Source organism: Lentzea sp. NPDC037011 (assembly GCF_055607425.1).
On the sequence record NZ_JBVJRT010000012.1, the window covers coordinates 1 to 21,692 of the forward strand.

Below are 21,692 nucleotides of genomic sequence, written 5' to 3' on the forward strand. Positions count from 1 at the left end.
TCGACGAAGTCCATCAAGCCCGGTGGGCTGTTCCACAGCACGAACTCTCCGGACCTGACGCCGTCCGGGTCTCCGTCGGGGTCGCACTCCGGTTCGCCGTCTTCGTCCACTCCGGACTCTTCGCCCTCCTCACCCTCTTCGCCTTCGAGCCCACCGCGCACCCCGGATGCTCCGTCCACTCCGGACAGCTCCCCGTCCGCTCCCGGCTCGGGTTCGCCGCACACGGGCCCGTCGTCCACCCCGGACGCCCCTGCCGCGCCCCCGCGCAACACCGGCCAGACCACCCAGTCCTCGGTCGCCACCCCCGAAGCGCCGGCTCGCGCGGACGTCCCGCACGCCCCGCAGCCCCCGCGCACCCCGGACACCACCCCGTCGTCGCCCCAGCCGGGCCCGATGGGCAGCGCACCGAACGCCGCCGGCAACGCCCCCGCCGGTCGCCCCGGCACCCCCGGCTCACGCGGTGACGTGCCCCCGTCCGCCCCAGCCGCCCCGCGTTCCCCGGACCACTCGACGACGGCCTCCCGCGCCGACGCCCCGTCTCGCCCGTCCACGGCTCCGACGCACTCGGCGCCTTCGGCTCCGTCGTCGCCGTCGATGCCGTCGTCCCCGTCCGGTGGCATGCCCTCCGCCCCCGGCGGTGCCCCGCACGCCCCGTCGTCCGGTGCTCCTTCCGGCGCCCCGCGCACCGACGCGACCCCGCCCAGCCGCGCCACCGCTCCCTCGGCGGCGGCACCGCACGCCCCGTCGACTCCGCACACCCCGTCGACCCCGTCGGCACCCCCAGCGGGCGGCGGCACCCCGCACGCCCCTTCCGGCGGCTCCCCGTCGGCCGGCTCCCCGCGCACCGACACCCCGATGCGCCCGCAGCCGTCCACGCCGTCGTCCCCGAGCGCTCCGCACACCCCGTCGGCCCGCACGGACGCGCCCACCGCGCCGTCCTCCCGCCCCGACGCACCCCAGACCCATCCGGCAGGCGGCCCGACCGCGCCGTCCCGTCCCGACGCCCCGCACACCGGCACGACCACGCCGTCGTCGCGCCCGGACGCCCCGCACAGCGGACCGGCCGCACCGCACAGCCCCAACACACCCCAAACCCCCACCGCGCCGCACTCTCCCACCGCGCCGCACTCCCCCACCGCGCCGCACGGCGGCCCGAACACCCCGTCCCGCCCGGACGCGCCGCACCGTCCCGACGCCCCCAACCGTCCCGACGCCGGCCCACGCCCGGACACCTCCCGCCCCCGCACGGACGCCCCCGCGGGCCACCCGTCCCGTCCCGACGCCCCCACGCGCCCGGACACCCCGCACCGCCCCGACAGCCCGTCTCGCCCCGACGGCTCCCGTCCGCACTCGCCGGACTCCCCGCGCTCGCGCGGCACCGGCACCGACGCACCCCCGCACCACGCGCCGGACGCGACCCGTCCCGAGGCGGCCACCCCGCACTCCCCCGCGGCTCCGCACTCCCCCGACGCACCGCACCACCCCGACGCGCCACACCACCCGGACGCCGACGCGCCGTCGCACACCCCGGACAAGCCGCACGACCCGGACTCCCCGGACCGCCCCCACGACACCGACGTGGACACCACACCGGCGGACCGCCCGTCCCCGGAGGCCGCACACCAGCGCCACGCCGAGCAGACACCGGCCGGCGTCTCGCACCACGGCGGCGACCCGGACATGGGCGACCTGCCCCACCGCGTGCCGGACGACCCGCGCTACTTCACCGCGGACGTCCACGTCACCCCGGACGGCCACGCCCGCATCGGCGGCCACGACTACACCCCCGCCGAGTACGCGGACATGCTGCGCCGCGGCGGGTACGACGGCAGCCGCCCGGTCCGCCTGATCGGCTGCGACGCGGGCAGCAACGACTTCGCCCAGCAGCTCTCCCGCCACCTCGACGCCCCGGTCCTCGCCCCCACCAAGCCGGCCTGGACCGACGTGAACGGCCGCGTCTTCACGAGCGACGCCGACATCCGCCCCGACGGCACCCGCCAGCCGAAGATCCCGCCGAACGGCGAGTGGGAGACCCACCACCCGGACGGCACGAAGACCAAGACCGGCGACGACGGCTACGCCCCGGACACCGAGCGCCACGACCCGGACGCGACGACGGACACCGACGGTGCCAAGGATCGCGGCACCGACGACACCGACTCGACGAACGACGCGGCCGACGACAGCTGCACCAAAGACGGCGAGAACGCGGACGAGCCGCCCAAGGCACCGTCGGCGAGCGACCAGCCGGTAACCAACCCGAAGCACTTCCCGGACCCTGCGGTGGATCCGGGGACCGCGCCCGACGCCCGCGACCCCGACTTCGACCAGGACAGGTCCCGCGGCTCGCTCGTCGACGAGGTCGACCCGAACGACACGAGCCGGGTCACGCTGAAGGACGGGCTCATCCACGCCGTCGACGGCAAGCCGGTCAAAGAGTACATCCAGGACCTCTCCCGGCAGCGCGCGGAATACCACGCCGCCAACAAGCTGCCGGGCGACGGTCCGTGTTCCGCGGTTGCCATGGATCTCAAGACAGGCAAGATCACCGAGGGCGTCAACGGCAGCAGCACGGACCTCATCGACCCGGAAAACCTGCACCCGCTGCTGCGCGAGAACTACAAGGGCATGGGTGATTGGCAACACCCGGTCATGAAGAACGAGACCGACATGCAGCAGATGCCGGTGCTCGGGGAGAACGGCAAGGCGCTCAAGGACGCCGAGGGCAAGGTGATCCACGAGCCGTGGATCATGCAGGGCCAGGCCCACCACGACGAGCCGTTGCGCCACGCCGAGGTCAAGGCGGTCAACGAACTGCTGTGGGCCCGCCAGCGGGAGTTCGACGCGCAGTGGAAGGCGGAGCACGGTCCTGACTCCGTGCCGCCCGCGCTCGGTCGAGAAGCGCTGCAGGAGATGCGTTTCGACCCGCGCTGGACGCAGGACATGATGCAGAAGAAGGTCATGATAGCGCCGATCGGCAGCGACGCTCCGGCGTGCGCCAACTGCAACACGATTCTGCGGGATGTGCCCAGTTACACTGGCCGCATTCAATATTCACCCTTCGACCACAGGTCCAAGGCAAGTTTCATACCTCCAGCGACGGAATGACCCATGCGCATCGACAGCACTGAGTCGTACTTGGACGAGACCACCCGCATCCATCACGATGGCGAGCTCTTCGACGGGGAGGTTGAAACCAAGGACGCAGACGGCAACGTCATCGGCCTCATCACCTACTGGCAGGGAATTCCGCACGGGCCGCAGACCCTCTGGTACCCGAACGGGCAAAAGCGCCAGGAGGGCGTCAACAACGCTGGCCTGGCCGTGGGTGAGTGGCAGAAATGGCATTCCAACGGCCAGCTCGCCGAGTGGCGAACGTTCGACGCGCAGGGTCAGCCGGTCGCACGCAAGCGCTGGGACAAGGACGGCAGTCTGATCGAGGACAAGACGTTCGGCCGGTGACCGATGGTGCGTGTCAACTGCGGCCAGGCCGCCGAAACGGCGGCCGCCGTCCTGCTGCACAACGGCAAGCCGTTCACCGGTTAGCTCGAAGACACCGACGCTGAAGGTCGCGCCATCGCGTTCGCGTTCTACGTGAACGGCGTCGAACTCGGTTTAGACCGAGTGGCGAAAGCTCATCAAAGGCCGGTACGACCGGGGTTGCGCGGCCGGCAAATGGCGCGAATGGCACCGAAACGGCACCCTGGCCGAGCAAAGCCTGTTCAACTAGATCGGCGAGCTGATCCAACTGCGGCGGTGGGACGAGAACGGCGCTCTCGTGGAGGAGCGACTATCCGGTGTCACATGAAGACTCTGACATCCGCATCCGAGTGGAGGACACCGAAGACAGGGTCGAAGGTGTCTTTCACAATGGGCACCCGTTCACCGGCGAGGTGGTCGAGGTCGGTGCCAGCGGCAACCTGATCTCGCTGTACACCTACTACGCGGGCGTACAGGACGGACCTTACGCCGAGTGGTACGCCCCGGACCGCCTGTTCAGGTCTGGCACGATGCGCTTCGGCATGCTCAGCGGCGTGAACCGGCAGTGGCACCCGAACGGGCAGCCAGCGCTCGAAACCGAGTTCGACCAGGGGCGTCAGCTCTACCGCCGCGAATGGGACGAGGACGGGAACACGATCGCGGACGAGGGGTGTTAACCACGAGCGACGAAGCCGCCACCGAACTCGGCGACGCCCTCAGCGAAGGGCTGATCACACTCATCGACCAGAACCCGATCCGCCTCCACGAGACCGATCGCTAAGCCCTCGCCGTGACCGACCACCACTGCGCCGGTGACACGGACGCCGCTGGTCAAGGCACTGGAGCTGCACAGGCAGCACTGGACCCGACCATCGGAAAGGCCTGGAAGGGTTCATCGCTCGCACCGCTCGTCCTCGCCTGCTTCGCGAAGGACGCCGGCCTCGAGATCCGGCTGCGGTCGCACTACCTGCCGAACACGCTGCTCGGTGGGGGCCGAGTGGGTGGAGTGATTACGTGAAGGCACACCGCCAGTAGCGCTGACGGGAACCACCGGAAGATCAACACCCTCGGAACCAGTGTGAACGGGTCGAAGCCACCGACCCGCCCGCACGTGCACGGGCAGCCCGATAAGATCAGCGCGTTGTGACGGGGAGAGGGGCGAGGAGCACATGGGCCAGCCAGCGACACCGCTGAGCGAGCAGGAACAGCAGCAGCTCGTGCGGCAGATCGGCCGTGCCATGCTGCCGGCGATGCCGCAGGGCTGGCAGCGCATCCGTGCCGAGTACCGCGCGGCGGGCAGGCACATCGAGGTCGACCTCGCGTTCGCCGGGCCCGACGGGCAGCTGCGGCCGGTGCGGCCGCCGATGGACGTGGTGCAGATGTTCGGCCAGCTGCGCGCCGGGATGTACCAGCCGGACCGCGGCACGTGGCTGAGCGCGACCTACGAGATCGAGGCGCCGGCGGCGTTCACGGTCGACTTCAACGCCGAGGACGAGCCGCGCTGGCGCAACACGCCGCCGCCGATCGGGTTCCGCGACGAGCTGCAGACGTTCCCGCGGCCGGACCAGCTGATCCCGGACTGGTGGCGGCAGCGCGTCGGACTGCCGCCGCTGCCCCAGCCGGAACCGGAGCCGCAGCAGGAGTTCCACGTCCCGCCGCAGCAGCCCGAGCAGCAGCCGTCGGCCGACCTGCGCACCGCGAAGGTCTACGACGGCAAGAACGACGACGGCCGCATCGTGGTGAACCGCCAGCCGGTCGACCCGCAGCTGGTGGACAACCTGCTCACCTACCTCGAGACGGCGCCGGTCGTGCTGGCCGCGCGCAGCTACGACGTGGACGAGTTCTCCGCCAACGGCGAGCAGGACGTGCCGCTGAACTTCCGCACCGACGGCACCTGGGTCTGGGCCGGCGCGGTGCCGCACTACCTGCGCAAGTACGGCCTGCCGCCGGAGCCCGAGCTGGTGGCGCACGCGGTGTCGCGCGGGTTCCGCATCGGTGAGGTGAGCGAGGCGGCGCAGGACCGCGCGGTCTCCCTGATCACCGGTCAGTGAGCGAGAAGCGCTGAAGGGGGCTCGGCTGCGGCCGGGCCCCCTTCTCCACGTTCTCAGCCCGTGGTCGCGACGACGGGGCGGCGTGCCCGCACGGCGAGCGTGACCAGCACGGCGACCCCGGCGACCACGTAGAGGTTGCCGATCACCTGCTGCCACCACGCCCACTGCTGCTCCACGTCGTTGTCACGCGGGAACAGCCAGTGCGGCCCCACCGCGAACACCGCCACGACCAGCCACGACGCCCAGTGCCGCCGCAGCGCGGGCCGCGACAGCAGCACCAGCGCGGGCGCGATCCAGATCCAGTGGTGCCCCCACGAGACCGGCGAGATCAGCAGCCCGCCGAGGGCCACGGCGAAGAACGCCTCGACCTCGCCGACACGTGCCGCCACCCACCACGTCAGCGCCACGACCAGCAACGACAGCACGACCCAGGTGAGCACCTGCGGGCCGCTCTCCAGCCCGAGGCGGGCGAGCAGGCCGCGCAACGACTGGTTCGACGCGTAGGTCAGGCGTCCGACGCGGGCGGGGTCGAGCAGCGCGTGCGTCCAGTACTCGCGCGCGTCGCCGAACGCGATCAGGAACCCGAGCAGGCCGAACGCGAAGAACGACGCGATCGACACGAGCACCGGCTTCCACTGGCGCCGGGCCACGAAGAACAACGCGAAGAACGCGGGCGTCAGCTTGATCGCCGCCGCGAGCCCGATCAGGGCGCCGCGCGGCCACCAGCGGGTGCGTTCGAGCAGGCAGTCGGCCATGACCAGCACGCCGAGCAGCAGGTTGACCTGCCCGAACCAGAGCGTCTCACGCAGCGGGTCGAAGATCGACGACACGGCGGCCGCGCCGAGCCCCCACTTGACCGCCTCCGGCCCCCACCCGAGCACGCGCGAGGCCGCGACCAGGCACAACGTCGTGAGCAGCGCCAGGTTCGCCACCGCGACCGCGAGGATGGCGACCACCAGCGGCACGAGCGCGAGCAGGCTGAACAGCGCGGCGGCGGCCGGCGGGTAGGTGAAGGGCAGGTCGGGGCCGCCGAGCGGCTTCGCGAACCCCTCGACGTAGAGCGGGAGGCCCTGCAGCAGCGCGTCACCACCGTTGCGGTAGACGCGCAGGTCGAGCGACCACCCCGGCGGGCGGAGCATGACGTACGCGAGCGTGCCGATCATGACGACGGCCCACGCCACGACGACGCGCTTGGCTCCCCGGTCCAGCTGCATCGGGAAATCCTAGCGATGGGGGTGCTGAGGCCCACGTCACGGACACCGGGCCGGATTTCTCACGTAGCGTTGTCGCGTGACCGCGGAACGTGGAACTCTGTTGGTGGAGCGCACAAATGCGCACGCTCGGGCTATCCTGTGCGCATGAGCCCCGCACTGGAGACGGTGCTGGCCAAGGCCGGCCTGCAGGTGACGCCCGACGAGTTCCTCGCGCTCGTGACCGACGCGGCGCGCAGGCTCGCGCCGCCACATCCCGAGCCGGTCAGCTACTTCACCCCCGAACAGCAGACGGCACTCGCCGACGTGGGCCTCGACCTGTCCCCGGCCGGCCCGTCCGACGCCAAGCCGCGCACCCGCACCGTCGTGGCGCACGCGGTCCTGCGCGACTCCGCGCTGACCGTCGCCGACGCCGCACGTCAGCTGCAGATCGACACGAGCCGCGTCCGCCACCGCCTCGGCGTGGGCAGGCTCGTCGGCTGGAAGGACCGCGGCAGCTGGCGCCTGCCAGCCTGGCAGTTCGCCGGCACCGGCGTCCTGCCCGGCCTCGAAGCCGTGCTCACGGCCGTGCCCACCGACCAGCCGGCGCTCGTCGTCGCCGCGTTCATGACCACCGCCCAGGAGGACCTGCTGGTCGACGGCAAGCCCGCGACACCCCGCGACTGGCTCCTCGCAGGAGGAGACCCGCGCCTCGTCGCCGACCTGGCCTCCGCGCTCGGCACCCCCGCCTGAGCCGTTCCCGAACACCCGACAGGACCCGAATGTCACGGCTTCCGCAGCCGCCTGCCCCTGCCGTGCTCCAGGCACACCTGCGCCGCACAGAGGACGTGGTGGCCGTCCACCGCGCGACCCGCCTGGTGCGCGTCTTCACGGCCAAGGGCTCCCACCCGCAGCGCTGGAACTCGTTCCGCTACGCGGGCCCCCTCCCGCACGCCCGCTTCGACGCGCAGGCCCCGACCCCCGACGGCAAACCGGCCCCGGACCACGAGAACGGCGTCCTGTACTTCGGCCTGTCCGTCCGCACCTCCGTCGCCGAGGTCTTCCAGGCCACCTCGATGGTCGACCGCCGCACCCGCTCCCCGTTCCTGGTGGTCCTGCGCCCGCGCCGCACCCTGCGCCTGCTGGACCTGGGCGGCCTGTGGCCGACGCGGGTGGGCGCCTCGCAGGAGATCTCGACGGGCCCGAAGGCCGTGACGCAGGCGTGGGCCCGCGCGATCCGCGCGGCCTACCCGGAGCTCGACGGGCTGTGGTACCGGTCGTCGATGGACTCGGGCGACCCGGCCGTGTGCCTGTGGGACCCACCGGGAGCTTCGGGGCTGCCGGCGGCTCCGGACGTGTTGCTGCCGTTGGACCACCCTGGGCTGGACCTGCCGTTGGCGCGGGTGTGCGAGGAGTTGAACTACACGCTCCTGGGCTGAGTTCCTTCCGCCAACTGGAGCAAGATCGCATCCGCTTCTCCACTCGCGGCCTTGGCGTCTTCATCATTGCCGAGCACCGCGTACACGCCAGCCAGGTTGCGCAACGCCTCCGCTGTACCCACCCGATTGCCCAGGCGCCGGTGCAAGGCAAGCGCCTGTCGTGCGCTCACCAAGGCGGGAGCGAACCTCCGCGACCAGAAATGGATCACACTGGCGATGTTCAGCGTCTCCGCTTCACCCGGCTCGTCCTTCGGCTCCAGCCCGTGGTGCAGCTCCAGTGCGGTTGAGATGGCAGCCAGCGCCTCGTGGAGCTGCCCCAGCCCTTGAAGACATCGCGCCTTCAAGGTGTACGAGGCCGCGAGCCACGCGTCGTCGTCGCCTGGGTGCAAGCTCCTCGAGATGGTGGCGTGAGTCAGTGCAAGTTCGTCCATACCTCGTGTCAGGAACATGGCTGCCAAGGCTTCCTGGCAGTGCGCTTGCTGTATGCGATCACCAGCTTCCATCGCAAGAGAAAGCGCGAGCTTGAGGACATGCGTCGCCTCCTGCCAGTCAGACAGCCTGCACAGTGCTCGCCCAAGTCCTCTGTGGACACGGGTCCGCTCGATCTGGTCGCCGGCTCGATTCACGGGATCGATCGCTTCCCGATACACCGTGACTTGATCGCGCCAATGACCTCGTGAATTGAGGTAGCTGTGCAGCGTCAGCGCAAGCTGCCAGGCATATCTGTCGTGCCCCATCGCAGCCGCATGACCAACCATGCCCGTCAACACCGCATGTTCGTTCGTGAACCACTCCGCTGCCTCAGTCAGCCCGTCGAACGTCAGCGGCGCCACCACCGGGTCCAGTGGCGGCAGCTCGATCCCGATCCGCTGAGACACCAACGCCCGATCTCCCGCCCACGCCGTGTGCAGGTAAAACCCGAGCATCCGCCGCTGCGCCTCGTCATCGCTCCCGGCCAGCTCCATCGCGAACAACCGCAGCAGGTCGTGGAACCGGAACCGCCCGGGCAGGTACTCGTCCAGCAAGCTCGCCGCGACCAGTTCCCGCAACAACGCTCTGCAGTCCCCCATCCCCGCGAGCGCCGCGGCCGCATGCACGTCGACGTCCGGTCCGGGATGCAGCCCCAGCAACCGGAACAGCCGCGCGGCCGGCTCCCGCAACGCCCGCACGGACCACGAGAACACCGCCCGCGCACTCAGTTCGTCCTCGCCGAGGTCGAGCGCTTCCAACCGGCCGCGGCGCAACTCGGCGACCACCTCACCGACCGGCAGGTGGGGTTGCGCCACGATCCGCGCCGCCACGATCGCGAGCGCCAGCGGCAACCCGGCGCACAGTTCCGCGACCTCGGCCAGCTCCGCGGTGTCCACGCCACCCAGCCGCACCTTCAACAACACCACGGCCTCGTCGGCGGACAACCGGTCGAGCCGCAGCGGCCGTGCCCCGTGCTCCGCCACCAACCCCGGCAACCGCCGTCGGCTGGTGACCACGACGAAACAGCTGGCGCTGCCCGGCAACAACGGCCGCACCTGCTCGACGGTGCGCACGTTGTCCAGCACGAGCAACACCCGCCGCCCCGCGACCTTGCTGCGGAACAACGCCGCCTGCGCGTCCAACCCGACCGGAATCGCATCACTCGAAACCCCGAACGCGTCAAGGAACCCGCGCACCGCTTCCGCCGCCGCCATCGGCTCGCGATCCGGCTCGAACCCGCGCATGTTCACGTACAGCTGCCCGTCGGGAAACCGGCCGGCCACCCGGTGCGCCCAGTGCAACGCCAGCGCGGTCTTGCCGACCCCGGCCATGCCGTTGACCGCCGAGATCACCACGGCACCCGAGCTCAGCGCCGACTCCAGCTGGTCAAGCTCCGCGCTCCGCCCGCTGAAGGTGGCCACCTCCAACGGCAACTGCCGCGGCACGACCTCCGCGGCCTGCGGGTGGACGTGCACGCCGCCGTACACGGCCCCGGCCTGCACCACCGCGCCGTGCACCCTCCCGGGCACCGTGTTCTTCACCGGAACACCATCACGCCATGCGAGGTGCGGCGCAGCGTCCGAACGGGTCGTGTCCGGCTACTCGGTCGTCAGGTGGTCCAGCTCGGCGAGCTTCTGCTTCACCTCGGCCAAAGTCGCGCGCTGCAGCTCGTTCAAGATCACCAGCGCTTCCTCCCACGCGGCGCGGGCATCGTCAGGCCTTCCGAGAGCGCGGTGCACGTCTCCGATGCGCTCCACCGCCTCGGCGATGCCCGGCCGGTTGCCGAGGTGCCGATGCAGGTCGAGTGCTTCGGCAGCGGCCCGCATCGCTGGCTCGAACTCGCTCCTGCCCAGCTCGATGAGGCTGATGGTGTTCAGCGCCTCGGCCTCGCCGGTCTCGTCGTCGCGCCGCGACAGGCCGCGGTGCGCCTTCAACGCCGCCCGCGAATGCTCCAAGGCCTCGTCGAACCGGTGCAGCGCCGCGTAACAGCGGCCGGCCACGTTGAGCGCGAACGCCCGCCACACCGGGTTGTCACCGGGCGGGTGCAGGGCGAGCGCCGCGGTGACGTGTTCCAGCGCGCGATCGTGCAGCTTGCGCTCGGAGTACAGCCACGACAGCGCCTCGTGGCTGTGCGCCTCCTGCCGGTGGTCACCGGTCCGGCGGGCGAAGTCCAGCGACCGCACCAACACCTGTTCTGCCTCGTCCCAGTCGGACAACCTGCTGAGAGCCCTGCCGAGTCCTCTGTGGATCCGGGTTTGCGCGAGGGGATCGCCCAGCCTGTTCACCGGACCGATCGCCGTGCGGTAGACCGCCTCGTAGTCGCGCCAATGGCCGCGGGTGTCCAGGTAGCTCCGCATCGCCAACGCGAGCAGCCAGGCGTGCTCGTCGGACTCGATGGCGGCCGCGTGGTCGACCATGGCGGTCAGCACGGCGTGCTCGGCCGCGAACCACTGCCCGGCATCGGCAGGTCCGGTGAAGGTGACCGGTTCGACGAGCGGGTCGAGCCCAGGCAGCTCGACGCCGACGCGTTTGCGCACCAACGCCCGATCACCCGCCCATGCCGAGTGCAGGTAGAACCCGAGCATCCGGCGCTGCGCATCGTCTTCCGTTCCGGCCAGCTCTCGCGCGAACGCCCTGAGCAGGTCGTGGAAGCGGTACCGGCGGTACAGGTACTCGTCCACGAGAGTGGCGCGGACCAGCTCGTCCAGCAGCTCGCGGCACTCGGCGACCGGCAGCCCGGCGAGAGCCGCAGCCGCGCGAGCATCGATGTCGGGCCCGGGGTGCAGGCCGAGCAGGCGGAACAGACGCGCAGCGGGCTCGGTCAGCGCGCGCACCGACCAGGAGAAGACAGCTCTGCAGTTGTGGTGCCCGTCGAGTTCGAGTGATTGCAGCCGTTCTGCCCGCAGCTCCTCGACCTGCTCTTCGACCGGTGTCGTGCCGCGCCCCGCGATCCGCGCGGCCACGATGCTGAGCGCGAGCGGCAGACCCGCGCACAGCTCGACCAGATCGGCCAGTGGCTCCGGGGCGACGTCACCGAGCCGGTCCAGCAGCAGAGCTGCGGCCTCCTCCTTCGGAAGGAGGTCCAGCCGCAACTGGGCGGCGTTGTGCAGGGCGACGAGGCTGTCCAGTCGGTTGCGGCTGGTGATCAGCACGAGGCAGCCGGAACCACCGGGGAGCAGAGGGCGGACCTGAGCTGCTTCGCGCACGTTGTCGAGCACCACGAGCACCCGCCGACCGGCGACCTTGCTGCGGAACAACGCGGTTTGCGCATCGAGGCTGACCGGAACAGCGTCGCTCGGCACCCCGAGCGCGTCGAGGAACACGCGGACCGCTTCAGCCGGAGACATCGGCTCCTGGTCCGGGTCGAATCCCCGCATGTTCACGTACAGCTGCCCGTCCGGGAACCGCTCGGCCGCCCGATGCGCCCAGTGCAACGCCAGCGCGGTCTTGCCGACACCGGCCGTACCGTTGACCGCGGAGATGACCACGGCGTCCGACCTCACCGCAGACTCGAACCGGTCCAGCAGGCCGAGCTCCGCCAGCCGTCCGCTGAACTTGCCGACACCGGCGATGAGCTGCTTCGGCACCTCCGGCTCAGGCGCGACCCGCACGTGGACATCCCCGTACACGTCCCGCGCCTGCACCACCGCGCCGTGCACCGTCCCGGACACCGTGTTCTCCACCGGAACACCATCCGCCGGAACGGGGCACGGCACAGCGGCCGAACGGGTCAGTTCCTCACAGGTAGCGCCCCCACCACTCCAGCACCGCCGCGAACCGCTGCCTGCGGTGCCGCGGCTGGCCGGACCGGGTCAGCTCGTGCCCCTCGCCGGGGAAGATCAGCATCTCCGCCTCGACGCCGCGCCGGCGCAGGGCCACGAACATGCGCTGGGCCTGTTCGAGCGGGCAGCGCCAGTCCTGCTCGGAGTGCACGACCGCGAACGGGATGGTGATCTTCTCCGCGTAGGTCAGCGGGCTCATCGCGCGCTGGGCCTCGGGGTCGGGGCCGCAGTAGGCGTCGGGGAAGTAGTAGCCGATGTCGGAGGAGCCGGAGAAGGAGTCCCAGGCGTTGACGGCGCGTTCGCTCCAGGCCGCGCGGAAGCGTTCGCCGTGGTGCGCGGACAGCCAGGAGGCCATGAAGCCGCCGTAGGAGCCGCCCATGACGCCGACGCGGCCGGCGTCGCAGTCGGGGTGTTCCAGCGCCACGTCGAGCAGGGACAGCACGTCGTCGACGTCGACGGTGCCGAACTTGGCGACCACGGCCTGGCCGTGGGCCTGACCGTAGCCCGCGGAGCCGCGCGGGTTGGGCAGCACGACGGCGTAGCCGGCGGTGGCGTAGACCTGGGCCTCGTCGAAGAAACCCCAGCTGTGGTACATGAACGGGCCGCCGTGCACGGCCAGCACGACCGGGTGCGGGCCGTCGCCGTCGGGCAGCACGAGCCAGCCGTGGACGGGGTAGCCGTCGGAGGCGGAGCCGGTCAGCTCCACCACGCGGCGGGCCGGCACCTTCGAGAACGACGTGCGCGTGCCGGTTCCGACGAACTCGACCTCGCCGGCGTTGTCCGGAGTGGACACGACGGCGACGACGGTGGACCCGTCGGAGGCGAACGACTTCACCACCGCGGACTCGCCCGCGAGCACCTCGCCGGTGCCGCCGCCGGACAGCGGGATTCGCCGCAGCTCCACGGCACCGCGGTTGCGGACCGCCACCAGCACGTCCGGACCGACCACCACGGGCGGGCCGGACAGCCGTTCGACGTCGACGGATTCCTCGTCGGTGAGCCGCTCCGGGCCACCGGAGCCGTCCAGCGGCGCCCGCCACAGGCCGGTGTTGCGCGCCACCGCGTCGATCCCGGTGAACTCCGTGCCCAGCCAGTGGACGAACCCCTCGGCGACGAACGGCATCGACGCCTCGCCCCGGCTGCGGACCAGCACGGACGCCGGGCCACCGGAGGCCGGCACCGTGTACAGGTCGCTGACCAGCGTCTCGGCCGCGCCGAAGTCACGTGGTGCGGCGAACACCAGCTCCTCCGGGGACAGCCACGCCGGGTCGGCCACGTCGAAGGAGCCGTCGGTGACCTCGATGACCTCGCCGGACAGGTCGGTCACGTGCAGCCGCGGCCGGCGGTCGAGCAGGAAGCCGACGTCGTCGACGCGGTAGTCGAGCCGCGTGATGCGGCGCGGCGCCTCGGCCTCGGGGCCGTCGTCACCGGTGCCGTAGCGGCCCTCCTCCGGGATGCGCGCCACGAACGCGATCCGCGTCGAGTCCGGCGACCACACCGGGGCGCCCGCGCCCAGCGGCAGATCGGTCAGCTTGCGCGGTTCACCGCCTGCGGTCGGCATGACATAAAGCTGCGGTTTCGTTTTGCCCGAAACGCGCAGGAATGCCACCTGGGTGCCATCGGGAGAAATACGCTGTGCATGATCACGGTCACCGTGTGTCCACGGTGTCGTGCTGCCGTCGGGGTGGACCCGGTGCAGGCCACCCCGGTAGGTGTTGGTGGCGAAGTCGGGCGTGGCGAGGCTGACCAGCACCAGGTCTCCGGACACCGCGACGGTGCCGGGCGTGGTGAGCAGCTCCAGGTCTTCGGGGCGCACGGCACGGACGGTAACAGGTTTCTTTAGCAACGCTCACAACGTTTTGTTGACCGATCACAAAAATTGACTCGCCACATAGATTTCCGCGTATGACGCGCATCGTGTTCTCCGGTGGACGGGTCTTCACCGGCACAACGACCGAGCCAGGCGACGTGGTGGTCGGGGGTGACCGCATCGTCGACGTGGGCACCGACCTCGACGGCGACACCAGGGTCGACGCCACCGGCCACACCCTGCTGCCGGGGCTGTTCGACTGCCACGTGCACTTCATGTTCAGCGGTGCCGACCTGGTCCGCGACCTGAACACGCCGTTCTCGCTGCCCTTCTACCAGGCCATCGGCAACATGCGCGCGACGCTCGACTGCGGCATCACGACCGTCCGCGACGCGCTCGGCGCCGACCTCGGGGTCGCGGAGGCGGTCCGGCGCGGGCTCGTCCAGGGGCCGCGCATGCAGATCGCGATCAACATGGTGTCGCAGACCGGCGGCCACAACGACGACTGGATGCAGTGCGGCGCGCACGTCAGCCCGCCGCTGCACCCCGGCCTGCCCGACACCGTCGCGGACGGCCCCGAGGAGCTGCGCAAGGTCATCCGCACGCTGGTCCGCCACGGCGCGGACATCATCAAGATCGCGTCCAGCGGCGGCGTGATGTCACCGCGCAGCAACCCGCGGCACGCGCACTTCCGCGACGACGAGATCGCGATGATCGTGCAGGAGGCCACCGCGGCCGGCATCGCGGTCATGTCGCACGCGATGAGCGGTGACGGCATCCTCACCGCCGTGCGCAACGGCGTGCGGTCCATCGAGCACGGCGTGTTCCTCACCGACGAGGGCGTCGAGGAGATGCTGCGGAACGGCACCTGGCTCGTGCCCACGCTGATGGCGCCGCGCATGGTGCTCGACCAGGCCGCCCGGGGTGTCGCGATCTCCGACGTGGTCCTGGACAAGGCGAAGATGGTGGTGGCGCAGCACTTCCAGTCGTTCCAGAAGGCGCACCAGGCGGGCGTGAAGATCGCCATGGGCACCGACTCGGGCGTGGGACCGCACGGCGACAACCTCACCGAGCTCACCCTGATGACCGAGTACGGCATGACGCCCGCGGAGGCGCTGCACGCCACCACGCGGTCCGCGGCGGCGTTGCTGCGCCTGGAGAACGAGCTCGGCGAGCTCGCACCGGGCAAGCTCGCCGATCTGGTTCTGGTCGAGGGGGACGCCGAGCAGCACGTGAAGGCCGGAACGCTGAGGCAGGCCGTCCGCGCCGTCTACCAGAACGGCGTCCCCGTCGGGTAGCTAGTGGTCGGCGCCGATGTGCTTGGCGGCTTCCGGGTGGCGCTTCACCTTGAGCAGGCTGGCGATCGTCGTGATCGCCAGCACGCCGACGATCACCGACAGCGAGACCTCGATGCCGATGGTCGGCACGTGGAAGGGCTCGCCGCCGTTGAGGAACGGCAGGTTGTTCGTGTGGAGCGCCTCCAGGATCAGCTTCACGCCGATGAAGCCGAGGATCACCGAGAGGCCGATCGACAGGTAGACGAGCTTCGCGAGCAGGCCACCGAGCAGGAAGTACAGCTGGCGCAGACCCATCAGCGCGAACGCGTTGGCCGTGAACACCAGGAACGGCTCCTTGGTGAGGCCGAAGATCGCGGGGATCGAGTCGAGCGCGAAGAGCAGGTCGGTGGAGCCGATCGCGACCATCACGATGAACATCGGGGTCACGAAGCGCTTGCCGTCGATCTTGATGAACGACTTGGCGCCGTGGAACTCGTTGGTGACCGGGAAGACCTTCCGCACCACGCGGAGCATCAGGTTCTCCTTGTACTCCTCCTCCTCGTCGTGGTTCTCCCTCGCCAGCTGCCAGCCGGTGTAGATGAGGAACGCGCCGAAGATGAAGAAGACCCAGCTGAACTCGGCGATGAGCGCCGCGCCGAGCGCGATGAAGATGCCGCGCATGACGAGCGCGAGCAGGATGCCGATCAGCAGCACCTTGTGCTGGTGGATCGCGGGCACCTTGAACGTCGTCATGATGATCAAGAAGATGAACAGGTTGTCGACGCTCAGCGAGTACTCGGTGATGTACCCGGCGAAGAACTCCGTCGCGTACTGCCCACCGGAGAAGTACCAGATGCCGGCCCCGAACAGGGCGGCCATGGCCACGTAGAACACAACCCACCGGGCGGCCTCACCGATCGTCACCTCATGGGGTTTTCGATCGACGATCACGAGGTCCACGGCGAGCAGGACGAGCAGACCAACGATCGTCGCGATCCACATCCATGCGGGGACGTTCACAACCCAACCTCCGGGATTCCTCAGCGCACGCCAAACAACCCGGAGGTCTCCTCCGCCGCCCGGCCGGTCCTGTGAAGACCACCCGCACGACCGACGGCACCGGAAGCCCGACGCTGGACTCCGTACTGACGACACCGCCGCTTAGGGAGTACTCCCCTCCATCCTGCGTGAATATTGTGCTCCACGACGACCGGTTAGCGCCACACAGGGTGAGCAGACCCACGCAACCAGGTGCGATGGGAATACGTTGCGTGGTCTCCTGAGCAGTACCCGACCGAACCTGAAGCCCGGCTGAAGATCGACTCTTGCTGAGACCGGCACCGGGTCCCGACAGGTCGCTCTCAGCGAAACTCGCATATCGTCATCGCTGTGTCCCGCCTCTCCCGCATTCGCGGCAGGTGGTCGATCCCCGCTCTGATAGTGGTCGCGGCCCTCGTGGCCGGTGGCTTCTACTTCACCAGATCAGGCGACGACCCCGCGCCCGTGCAGTACAAAGAAGCGAACATCGACGCACCCGAGAGCCCCGACAGCGCTCAGACGGTGACGATCGAGACGCGTCTTTACCTCCCCCAGCAGACGCCCGCGCCCGCGATCATGCTCGCGCACGGCTTCGGCGGCAGCCTGCGCAGCGTGCACACGCAGGCGGAGGAGTTCGCCCGGCGCGGTTTCGTCGTCCTGACGTGGTCCGCACGCGGTTTCGGCCGCAGCACCGGCCAGATCGCGCTCAACTCCCTCGACCGCGAGGTCCGCGACGCGCAGAAGCTCGTCGACTTCCTCGCGACCCGCGACGAGGTGCAGAAGGACTCCGGTGGCGACCCGCGCGTGGGCGTGACCGGTGCCTCCTACGGCGGTGCGCTGTCGTTGCTGCTCGCCGGCACCGACAAGCGGGTCGACACGCTCGTCCCGGTCATCACCTACAACGACCTCGCGCAGGCGCTGCTGCCGAACTCCGCTTCGGCCGAGCCGCGTTCCGACGCCACGCCGGGAGCGACCGCGTTCGGTGAGGACGGCGTCTTCAAGCGGTCGTGGGCGGGCATCTTCTTCTCGGCCGGCATGACGTCGATCGACCTCGCCTCGCCCACGGGTGAGGCGCCCGAGGTGGGTGACACCGAGTCGAACAACCAGGCGCCGGCACAGCAGCCGCAGCAGCAGCCGGGTGGCGGTTCGGGCGCGGCCGCACAGCCGCCCACGCCGTCGCTGGGCGCCTGCGGCCGGTTCACGCCCGCCGTGTGCACCGCCTACACGGAGGTCGCGACGACGGGCAAGGCCTCGCAGCAGACGCTCGACCTGCTGCGCCGCTCGTCACCGGTCGAGGTCACCGACAAGATCACCCAGCCGACGATGCTGGTGCAGGGCGAGCAGGACACGCTCTTCGGCCTCGACCAGTCCGACGCCACCGCACAGCAGATCGCCGCGGCGGGCGGCAAGGTGAAGACGGTCTGGTACGCGGGTGGTCACGACGGCGGCAACCCCGGCGCCACGCTGCGCGGACAGATCGCCGACTGGATGGTCTTCCACCTGATGGGCAAGGGCACCGACCCCGGTACCGGCTTCGAGTACCAGGTGCAGGGCGCGTTCCGCTCGTCCGGAACGCCGTCGCTGCGCACGGTCGTCGCCCCCTCCTACCCCGGTCTGGCGCCCGGTTCCACGAGCGAGCGCCGTTCGGTGAAGCTCAGCGGCCGCGAGCAGGTGGCCGTGAACCCCGCCGGCGGCAACCCGGCGGCGATCTCGAACCTGCCCGGTCTCGGCTCGGCGCTGGCGCGGTCGTCGTCGATCTCGTCGCGGCTCTCGCTCGACCTGCCCGGTCAGGCGGCGGTGTTCCAGTCCGACGCCCTGACCTCGCAGCTGCTGCTGACGGGTTCCTCGACGGTCCGGCTGCGGGTGGCGCGCGGTGACCAGAACAGCGGCGAGGCGATCCTGTTCGCGAAGCTCTACGACGTGTCGAAGGACGGCACGCGGGTGCTGCCCGGCTCGGCCGTGGCCCCGTTCCGCGTGGCGCTGCCGCCGGACGGTTCCGCCGCCGAGGTGACCGTGACGCTGCCGCCCGCCGTCCGCCCGGTCGAGAGCGAGCACCGGCTGGCGCTGGTGGTCTCGACGACGGACCAGGCGTTCGCGAACGCCGAGCAGCCCGCCGCGTACCGCATCTCGCTGGCCGACGACACCATCTCGGTGCCAGTCGTGCCGGGCCGCAACGTGACGACCGGTTTCCCGGTGGCCGCGCTGTGGGGCATCGTGATCACGCTGCTGGTGCTGATCGGCGCCGGTGTCATCGCGATGTTCCGCCGCCGCCTGGCGCACGACTCGGACCCGGAGCTGTCCGGGGTGCCGCTGGTGATCTCGAACCTCACCAAGTCCTACCCCGGCGGCCTGACCGCGGTGAAGGACCTGTCGTTCCGCGTGGAGCACGGCCAGGTGCTGGGCCTGCTGGGTCCCAACGGTGCCGGCAAGACCACGACGCTGCGCATGGTGATGGGCCTGATCCACCCGTCCGAGGGACACATCCGGGTCTTCGGGCACAAGGTGACGCCGGGTGCGCCCGTGCTGTCGCGGATCGGGTCGTTCGTGGAGGGCTCCGGTTTCCTGCCGCACCTCTCCGGTGCCGAGAACCTGCGCCTGTACTGGGCGGCGACCGGTCGCCCGCTGGAGGAGGCGCACGTCGAGGAGGCGCTGGAGATCGCGGGCCTCGGCAACGCCGTGAACCGCCGCACCCGCACCTACAGCCAGGGCATGCGGCAGCGCCTCGCCATCGCCCAGGCGATGCTGGGTCTGCCGGACCTGCTGATCCTGGACGAACCGACCAACGGTCTCGACCCGCCCCAGATCCACCAGATGCGCGAGGTCCTGCGCCGGTACGCCGCAGCCGGCCGCACCGTCCTGGTGTCGTCGCACCTGCTGGCCGAGGTCGAGCAGACCTGTTCGCACGTGGTCGTGATGCACAAGGGCCAGCTCGTCGCCGCGGGCGAGGTGGCCGACATCGCGGCAGGCGGCGGCGAGGCGACGTTCCGCGTCGACTCCCCGTCGAAGGCAGCGGAGGTGCTGCGCAACCTCGAAGGCGTGCACGACGTGCACGAAGACGAGGACGCAGTGCACGCCTCGATGAACGGCGTCCCGCGCGCTGCCGCACTATCGGCCCTCGTGGCCGCCGGTGTGGCCGTGGACCAGGCGGGCCCGCGACGCAGGCTGGAAGACGCGTTCTTGGAGCTGGTCGGTGAATGACTTCCTGATGGCAGCGGCGTCCACCACGGCGGACGCCCCGGACCCGGTGTCGCTGGAGGCGCTGGCGGAGGCGGGCCTCGACGTGGCCGCCTCCGACGACGAAGAGCAGCGGGAGGCCACCGCATGACCTCCACCCGCTCGGTGCCTCCCGCGCGCCCTCTGGCGAACGCCAACCGCATCCGCCTGAGCGCCGGCAGGCACGCTCCCGCAGGCGTCCCCTCCTCCTGCGAGCGCACGTCGCTCGCGCGCGAAGGGGGTCCCCTTGACTCAATTATCCCAGGCAGCACCGACAATTTCGGCGCACCGGACGCGGCGGAGGCCGTTGACCGCAGCGCGCACGGCGCCGGCGTTGCCGCTGAGGTGAGCACCTTGGTGAGCGCCGGCACGGCGAACACCCCAGCGACCGCTGACGTGGCAGGCACCGATGTGCCGGGCACACCGGTGGGCGCCGACATGGCGAACACCCCGGTGGGTGCCGACGCGCCGGGTGAGCACAGTCCGGCCGGTCACGGCGAGCACGACCCGGCCGACGGCGTCGGCGGGCAGATCACGACGAGCGCCGGTGTTGCCGGCGCGCGCGTCACGACCGCCACCGACGAGGTCGGCCGGCACGAGGAGGTGGACCGGTGAGCGAGAACGGCGTCCACACCGACCCCGGAGCGATCAGCGACCTCACCGAGGCCGCCGCCCACCAGCAGACCGAGGTGGCCGAGGACGGCTCCTCGAAGGGTTACCGGCCCCGCAGGACCCTGCGGATCAGCGTCGAGCTGCAGCGCCAGGTCAAGCGCCGCCGCACCCAGCTCGTGCTGGGCTTCCTGGTGCTGCTGCCGTTCATCCTGGCCCTGAGCTTCGAGCTGGGCGAGAGCCAGAACCGCCGCTCCGGCGGTTTCGTCGACCTCGCCACGGCCAGCGGCATCAACTTCGTGGTGCTGACGCTGTTCGTGAGCGGCAGCTTCCTGTTGCCGATGATCGTGGCGCTGTTCTTCGGCGACACGATCGCGTCCGAGGCGTCGTGGTCGAGCCTCAAGTACCTGCTGGCCGCACCGATCCCGCGCCACCGCCTGCTGCGCCAGAAGGCGATCAGCAGCGGCCTCCTCAGCTTCTTCGCCCTCGCACTGCTGCCCGCGGTCGCGCTCGGCGTCGGCGTGCTGTGGTACGGCGCGGGCGAGGTCGTGAGCCCGACCGGTGAGGCGGCACCGTTCGCGGACGGCGTGCTCGGCATGGGGCTCGCCGTCTGCTACATCGCGATCAACCTGTTCTGGGTGGCGGGCCTGGCGCTGTTCCTGTCCGTGTCCACCGACGCGCCGCTCGGCGCGGTCGGCGGCACGGTGCTCGTGTCGATCCTGTCGCAGATCCTCGACCAGATCGAACCGCTCGGGGACCTGCGCAACTACCTGCCGACGCACTACTCGATGGCGTGGGCCGACCTGCTCTCGACCGACGTGGACTGGTCGGAGATGACGCGCGGGGTGTTCTCCGCGCTCGTCTACGGCGGCATCTTCACGCTGCTCGCGGCACGCCGGTTCATCACGAAGGACATCACCAGCTAGCTAGTGCTTGCCCTGCACGCAGAACTCGTTGCCCTCGGGGTCGAGCATGACGACCCAGTGCCCCATCCGGCCCTGGTCGAACTCCTCGACCTTCGTCGCACCGAGGGCGACGAGCCGGTCGACGGCCTCCAGACCCGCGTTCACGTCGAGGTGGACGCGGTTCTTGGCCGTCTTGCCCTCCGGCACGCGCTGGAAGAAGAACCGCGGCCCCGCGCCGTCCGGGTCGATGATCGCCGAGTAGTCGTTCCACCGCTCCTGCGGGATGTTGTTCGCCTGAGCGAACTCCTCCCAGGTCGCGAACCCGCCGGGCGGCGGCTGCACCACGTACCCGAGCGCCTCCGCCCAGAAGGCGGCCAGCTTCGCCGGGTCCGCCGCGTCCATCGTCACCTGGATTTCGGTTGCCATG

The 21,692-nt window shown here is 70.6% G+C and carries 17 protein-coding genes and 1 pseudogene; 11 read left to right on the forward strand and 7 right to left on the reverse strand.

Going from position 1 to position 21,692, the window contains the following annotated elements:
• Positions 1-875, reverse strand: a pseudogene (locus ACZ7CH_RS31975) (hypothetical protein); the annotation flags it as partial.
• On the opposite strand from ACZ7CH_RS31975, the gene ACZ7CH_RS31980 reads away from it, so the two are divergent.
• From ACZ7CH_RS31980 to ACZ7CH_RS31995, 4 genes are all read left to right on the forward strand, one after another.
• Complete coding sequence (locus tag ACZ7CH_RS31980) at positions 856-3,108, forward strand: hypothetical protein (RefSeq protein WP_470375650.1); 2,253 nt, start codon at positions 856-858, stop codon at positions 3,106-3,108. The pseudogene ACZ7CH_RS31975 and the gene ACZ7CH_RS31980 overlap by 20 nt on opposite strands.
• A gap of 3 nt (positions 3,109-3,111) precedes the next feature.
• On the forward strand, positions 3,112-3,462 hold the full coding sequence (locus ACZ7CH_RS31985) for a toxin-antitoxin system YwqK family antitoxin (RefSeq protein WP_470375651.1): 351 nt from the start codon (positions 3,112-3,114) through the stop codon (positions 3,460-3,462).
• Positions 3,463-3,797: 335 nt separating this feature from the next.
• The gene (locus ACZ7CH_RS31990; RefSeq protein ID WP_470375652.1) at positions 3,798-4,157 is read left to right on the forward strand and encodes a toxin-antitoxin system YwqK family antitoxin; all 360 of its coding nucleotides are present in this window, start codon (positions 3,798-3,800) and stop codon (positions 4,155-4,157) included.
• Between the two features lie 492 nt (positions 4,158-4,649).
• Entirely contained in the window at positions 4,650-5,531 is an 882-nt protein-coding gene (locus tag ACZ7CH_RS31995; RefSeq protein WP_360397731.1) for a hypothetical protein, read from the forward strand.
• 53 nt (positions 5,532-5,584) lie between these two features.
• Here the strand turns inward: ACZ7CH_RS31995 and ACZ7CH_RS32000 are convergent, their stop codons facing one another.
• On the reverse strand, positions 5,585-6,745 hold the full coding sequence (locus ACZ7CH_RS32000) for a glycosyltransferase 87 family protein (RefSeq protein ID WP_470375653.1): 1,161 nt from the start codon (positions 6,743-6,745) through the stop codon (positions 5,585-5,587).
• A 144-nt stretch (positions 6,746-6,889) separates the two neighbouring features.
• Between ACZ7CH_RS32000 and ACZ7CH_RS32005 the strand changes: the two genes are divergently transcribed.
• Complete coding sequence (locus ACZ7CH_RS32005; RefSeq protein ID WP_360397727.1) at positions 6,890-7,474, forward strand: DNA-binding protein; 585 nt, start codon at positions 6,890-6,892, stop codon at positions 7,472-7,474.
• Positions 7,475-7,503: 29 nt separating this feature from the next.
• Positions 7,504-8,160, forward strand: coding sequence for an RES family NAD+ phosphorylase (locus tag ACZ7CH_RS32010; RefSeq protein WP_360397725.1), 657 nt, complete (start codon positions 7,504-7,506; stop codon positions 8,158-8,160).
• On the opposite strand, the gene ACZ7CH_RS32015 is transcribed toward ACZ7CH_RS32010, so the two are convergent.
• Genes ACZ7CH_RS32015 through ACZ7CH_RS32025 form a run of 3 tightly spaced genes read right to left on the reverse strand, consistent with a single transcriptional unit; the run spans position 8,142 to position 14,229 of the window.
• Positions 8,142-10,172, reverse strand: coding sequence for an ATP-binding protein (locus ACZ7CH_RS32015; RefSeq protein ID WP_470375654.1), 2,031 nt, complete (start codon positions 10,170-10,172; stop codon positions 8,142-8,144). The genes ACZ7CH_RS32010 and ACZ7CH_RS32015 overlap by 19 nt on opposite strands.
• 57 nt (positions 10,173-10,229) lie before the next feature.
• Positions 10,230-12,314, reverse strand: a complete 2,085-nt coding sequence (locus ACZ7CH_RS32020; protein WP_470375655.1) for an ATP-binding protein — start codon at positions 12,312-12,314, stop codon at positions 10,230-10,232.
• A 55-nt stretch (positions 12,315-12,369) separates the two neighbouring features.
• Positions 12,370-14,229: a S9 family peptidase gene (locus tag ACZ7CH_RS32025; RefSeq protein WP_470375656.1), complete on the reverse strand. Its 1,860-nt coding sequence runs from the start codon at positions 14,227-14,229 to the stop codon at positions 12,370-12,372.
• A gap of 89 nt (positions 14,230-14,318) precedes the next feature.
• Here ACZ7CH_RS32025 and ACZ7CH_RS32030 point away from each other — a divergent pair, with 89 nt between their 5' ends.
• Positions 14,319-15,521 carry a metal-dependent hydrolase family protein gene (locus tag ACZ7CH_RS32030; RefSeq protein ID WP_470375657.1) on the forward strand — a complete coding sequence of 401 codons (1,203 nt, stop codon included), beginning with the start codon at positions 14,319-14,321 and terminating at the stop codon, positions 15,519-15,521.
• On the opposite strand, the gene ACZ7CH_RS32035 is transcribed toward ACZ7CH_RS32030, so the two are convergent.
• Entirely contained in the window at positions 15,522-16,520 is a 999-nt protein-coding gene (locus ACZ7CH_RS32035; RefSeq protein WP_360397719.1) for a TerC family protein, read from the reverse strand.
• A 369-nt stretch (positions 16,521-16,889) separates the two neighbouring features.
• Here ACZ7CH_RS32035 and ACZ7CH_RS32040 point away from each other — a divergent pair, with 369 nt between their 5' ends.
• From ACZ7CH_RS32040 to ACZ7CH_RS32055, 4 genes are read left to right on the forward strand one after another with little or no spacing between them, the layout of a single operon-like run.
• Positions 16,890-19,736, forward strand: coding sequence for an alpha/beta fold hydrolase (locus tag ACZ7CH_RS32040; RefSeq protein ID WP_470375658.1), 2,847 nt, complete (start codon positions 16,890-16,892; stop codon positions 19,734-19,736).
• A complete protein-coding gene (locus tag ACZ7CH_RS32045; RefSeq protein WP_470375659.1) occupies positions 19,729-19,863 on the forward strand; it encodes a hypothetical protein in 135 nt (44 codons plus the stop codon). The genes ACZ7CH_RS32040 and ACZ7CH_RS32045 overlap by 8 nt, the downstream gene beginning before the upstream one ends.
• Positions 19,860-20,366 (forward strand): hypothetical protein, encoded by a 507-nt coding sequence (locus ACZ7CH_RS32050; RefSeq protein WP_470375660.1) that lies wholly within the window; start codon positions 19,860-19,862, stop codon positions 20,364-20,366. Before ACZ7CH_RS32045 ends, ACZ7CH_RS32050 begins: the two co-directional genes overlap by 4 nt.
• Positions 20,363-21,286, forward strand: coding sequence for an ABC transporter permease (locus ACZ7CH_RS32055; RefSeq protein ID WP_360397711.1), 924 nt, complete (start codon positions 20,363-20,365; stop codon positions 21,284-21,286). The genes ACZ7CH_RS32050 and ACZ7CH_RS32055 overlap by 4 nt, the downstream gene beginning before the upstream one ends.
• On the opposite strand, the gene ACZ7CH_RS32060 is transcribed toward ACZ7CH_RS32055, so the two are convergent.
• Positions 21,287-21,691: a VOC family protein gene (locus tag ACZ7CH_RS32060; protein WP_360397709.1), complete on the reverse strand. Its 405-nt coding sequence runs from the start codon at positions 21,689-21,691 to the stop codon at positions 21,287-21,289.
• Between the last annotated feature and the right edge of the window lies 1 nt (position 21,692).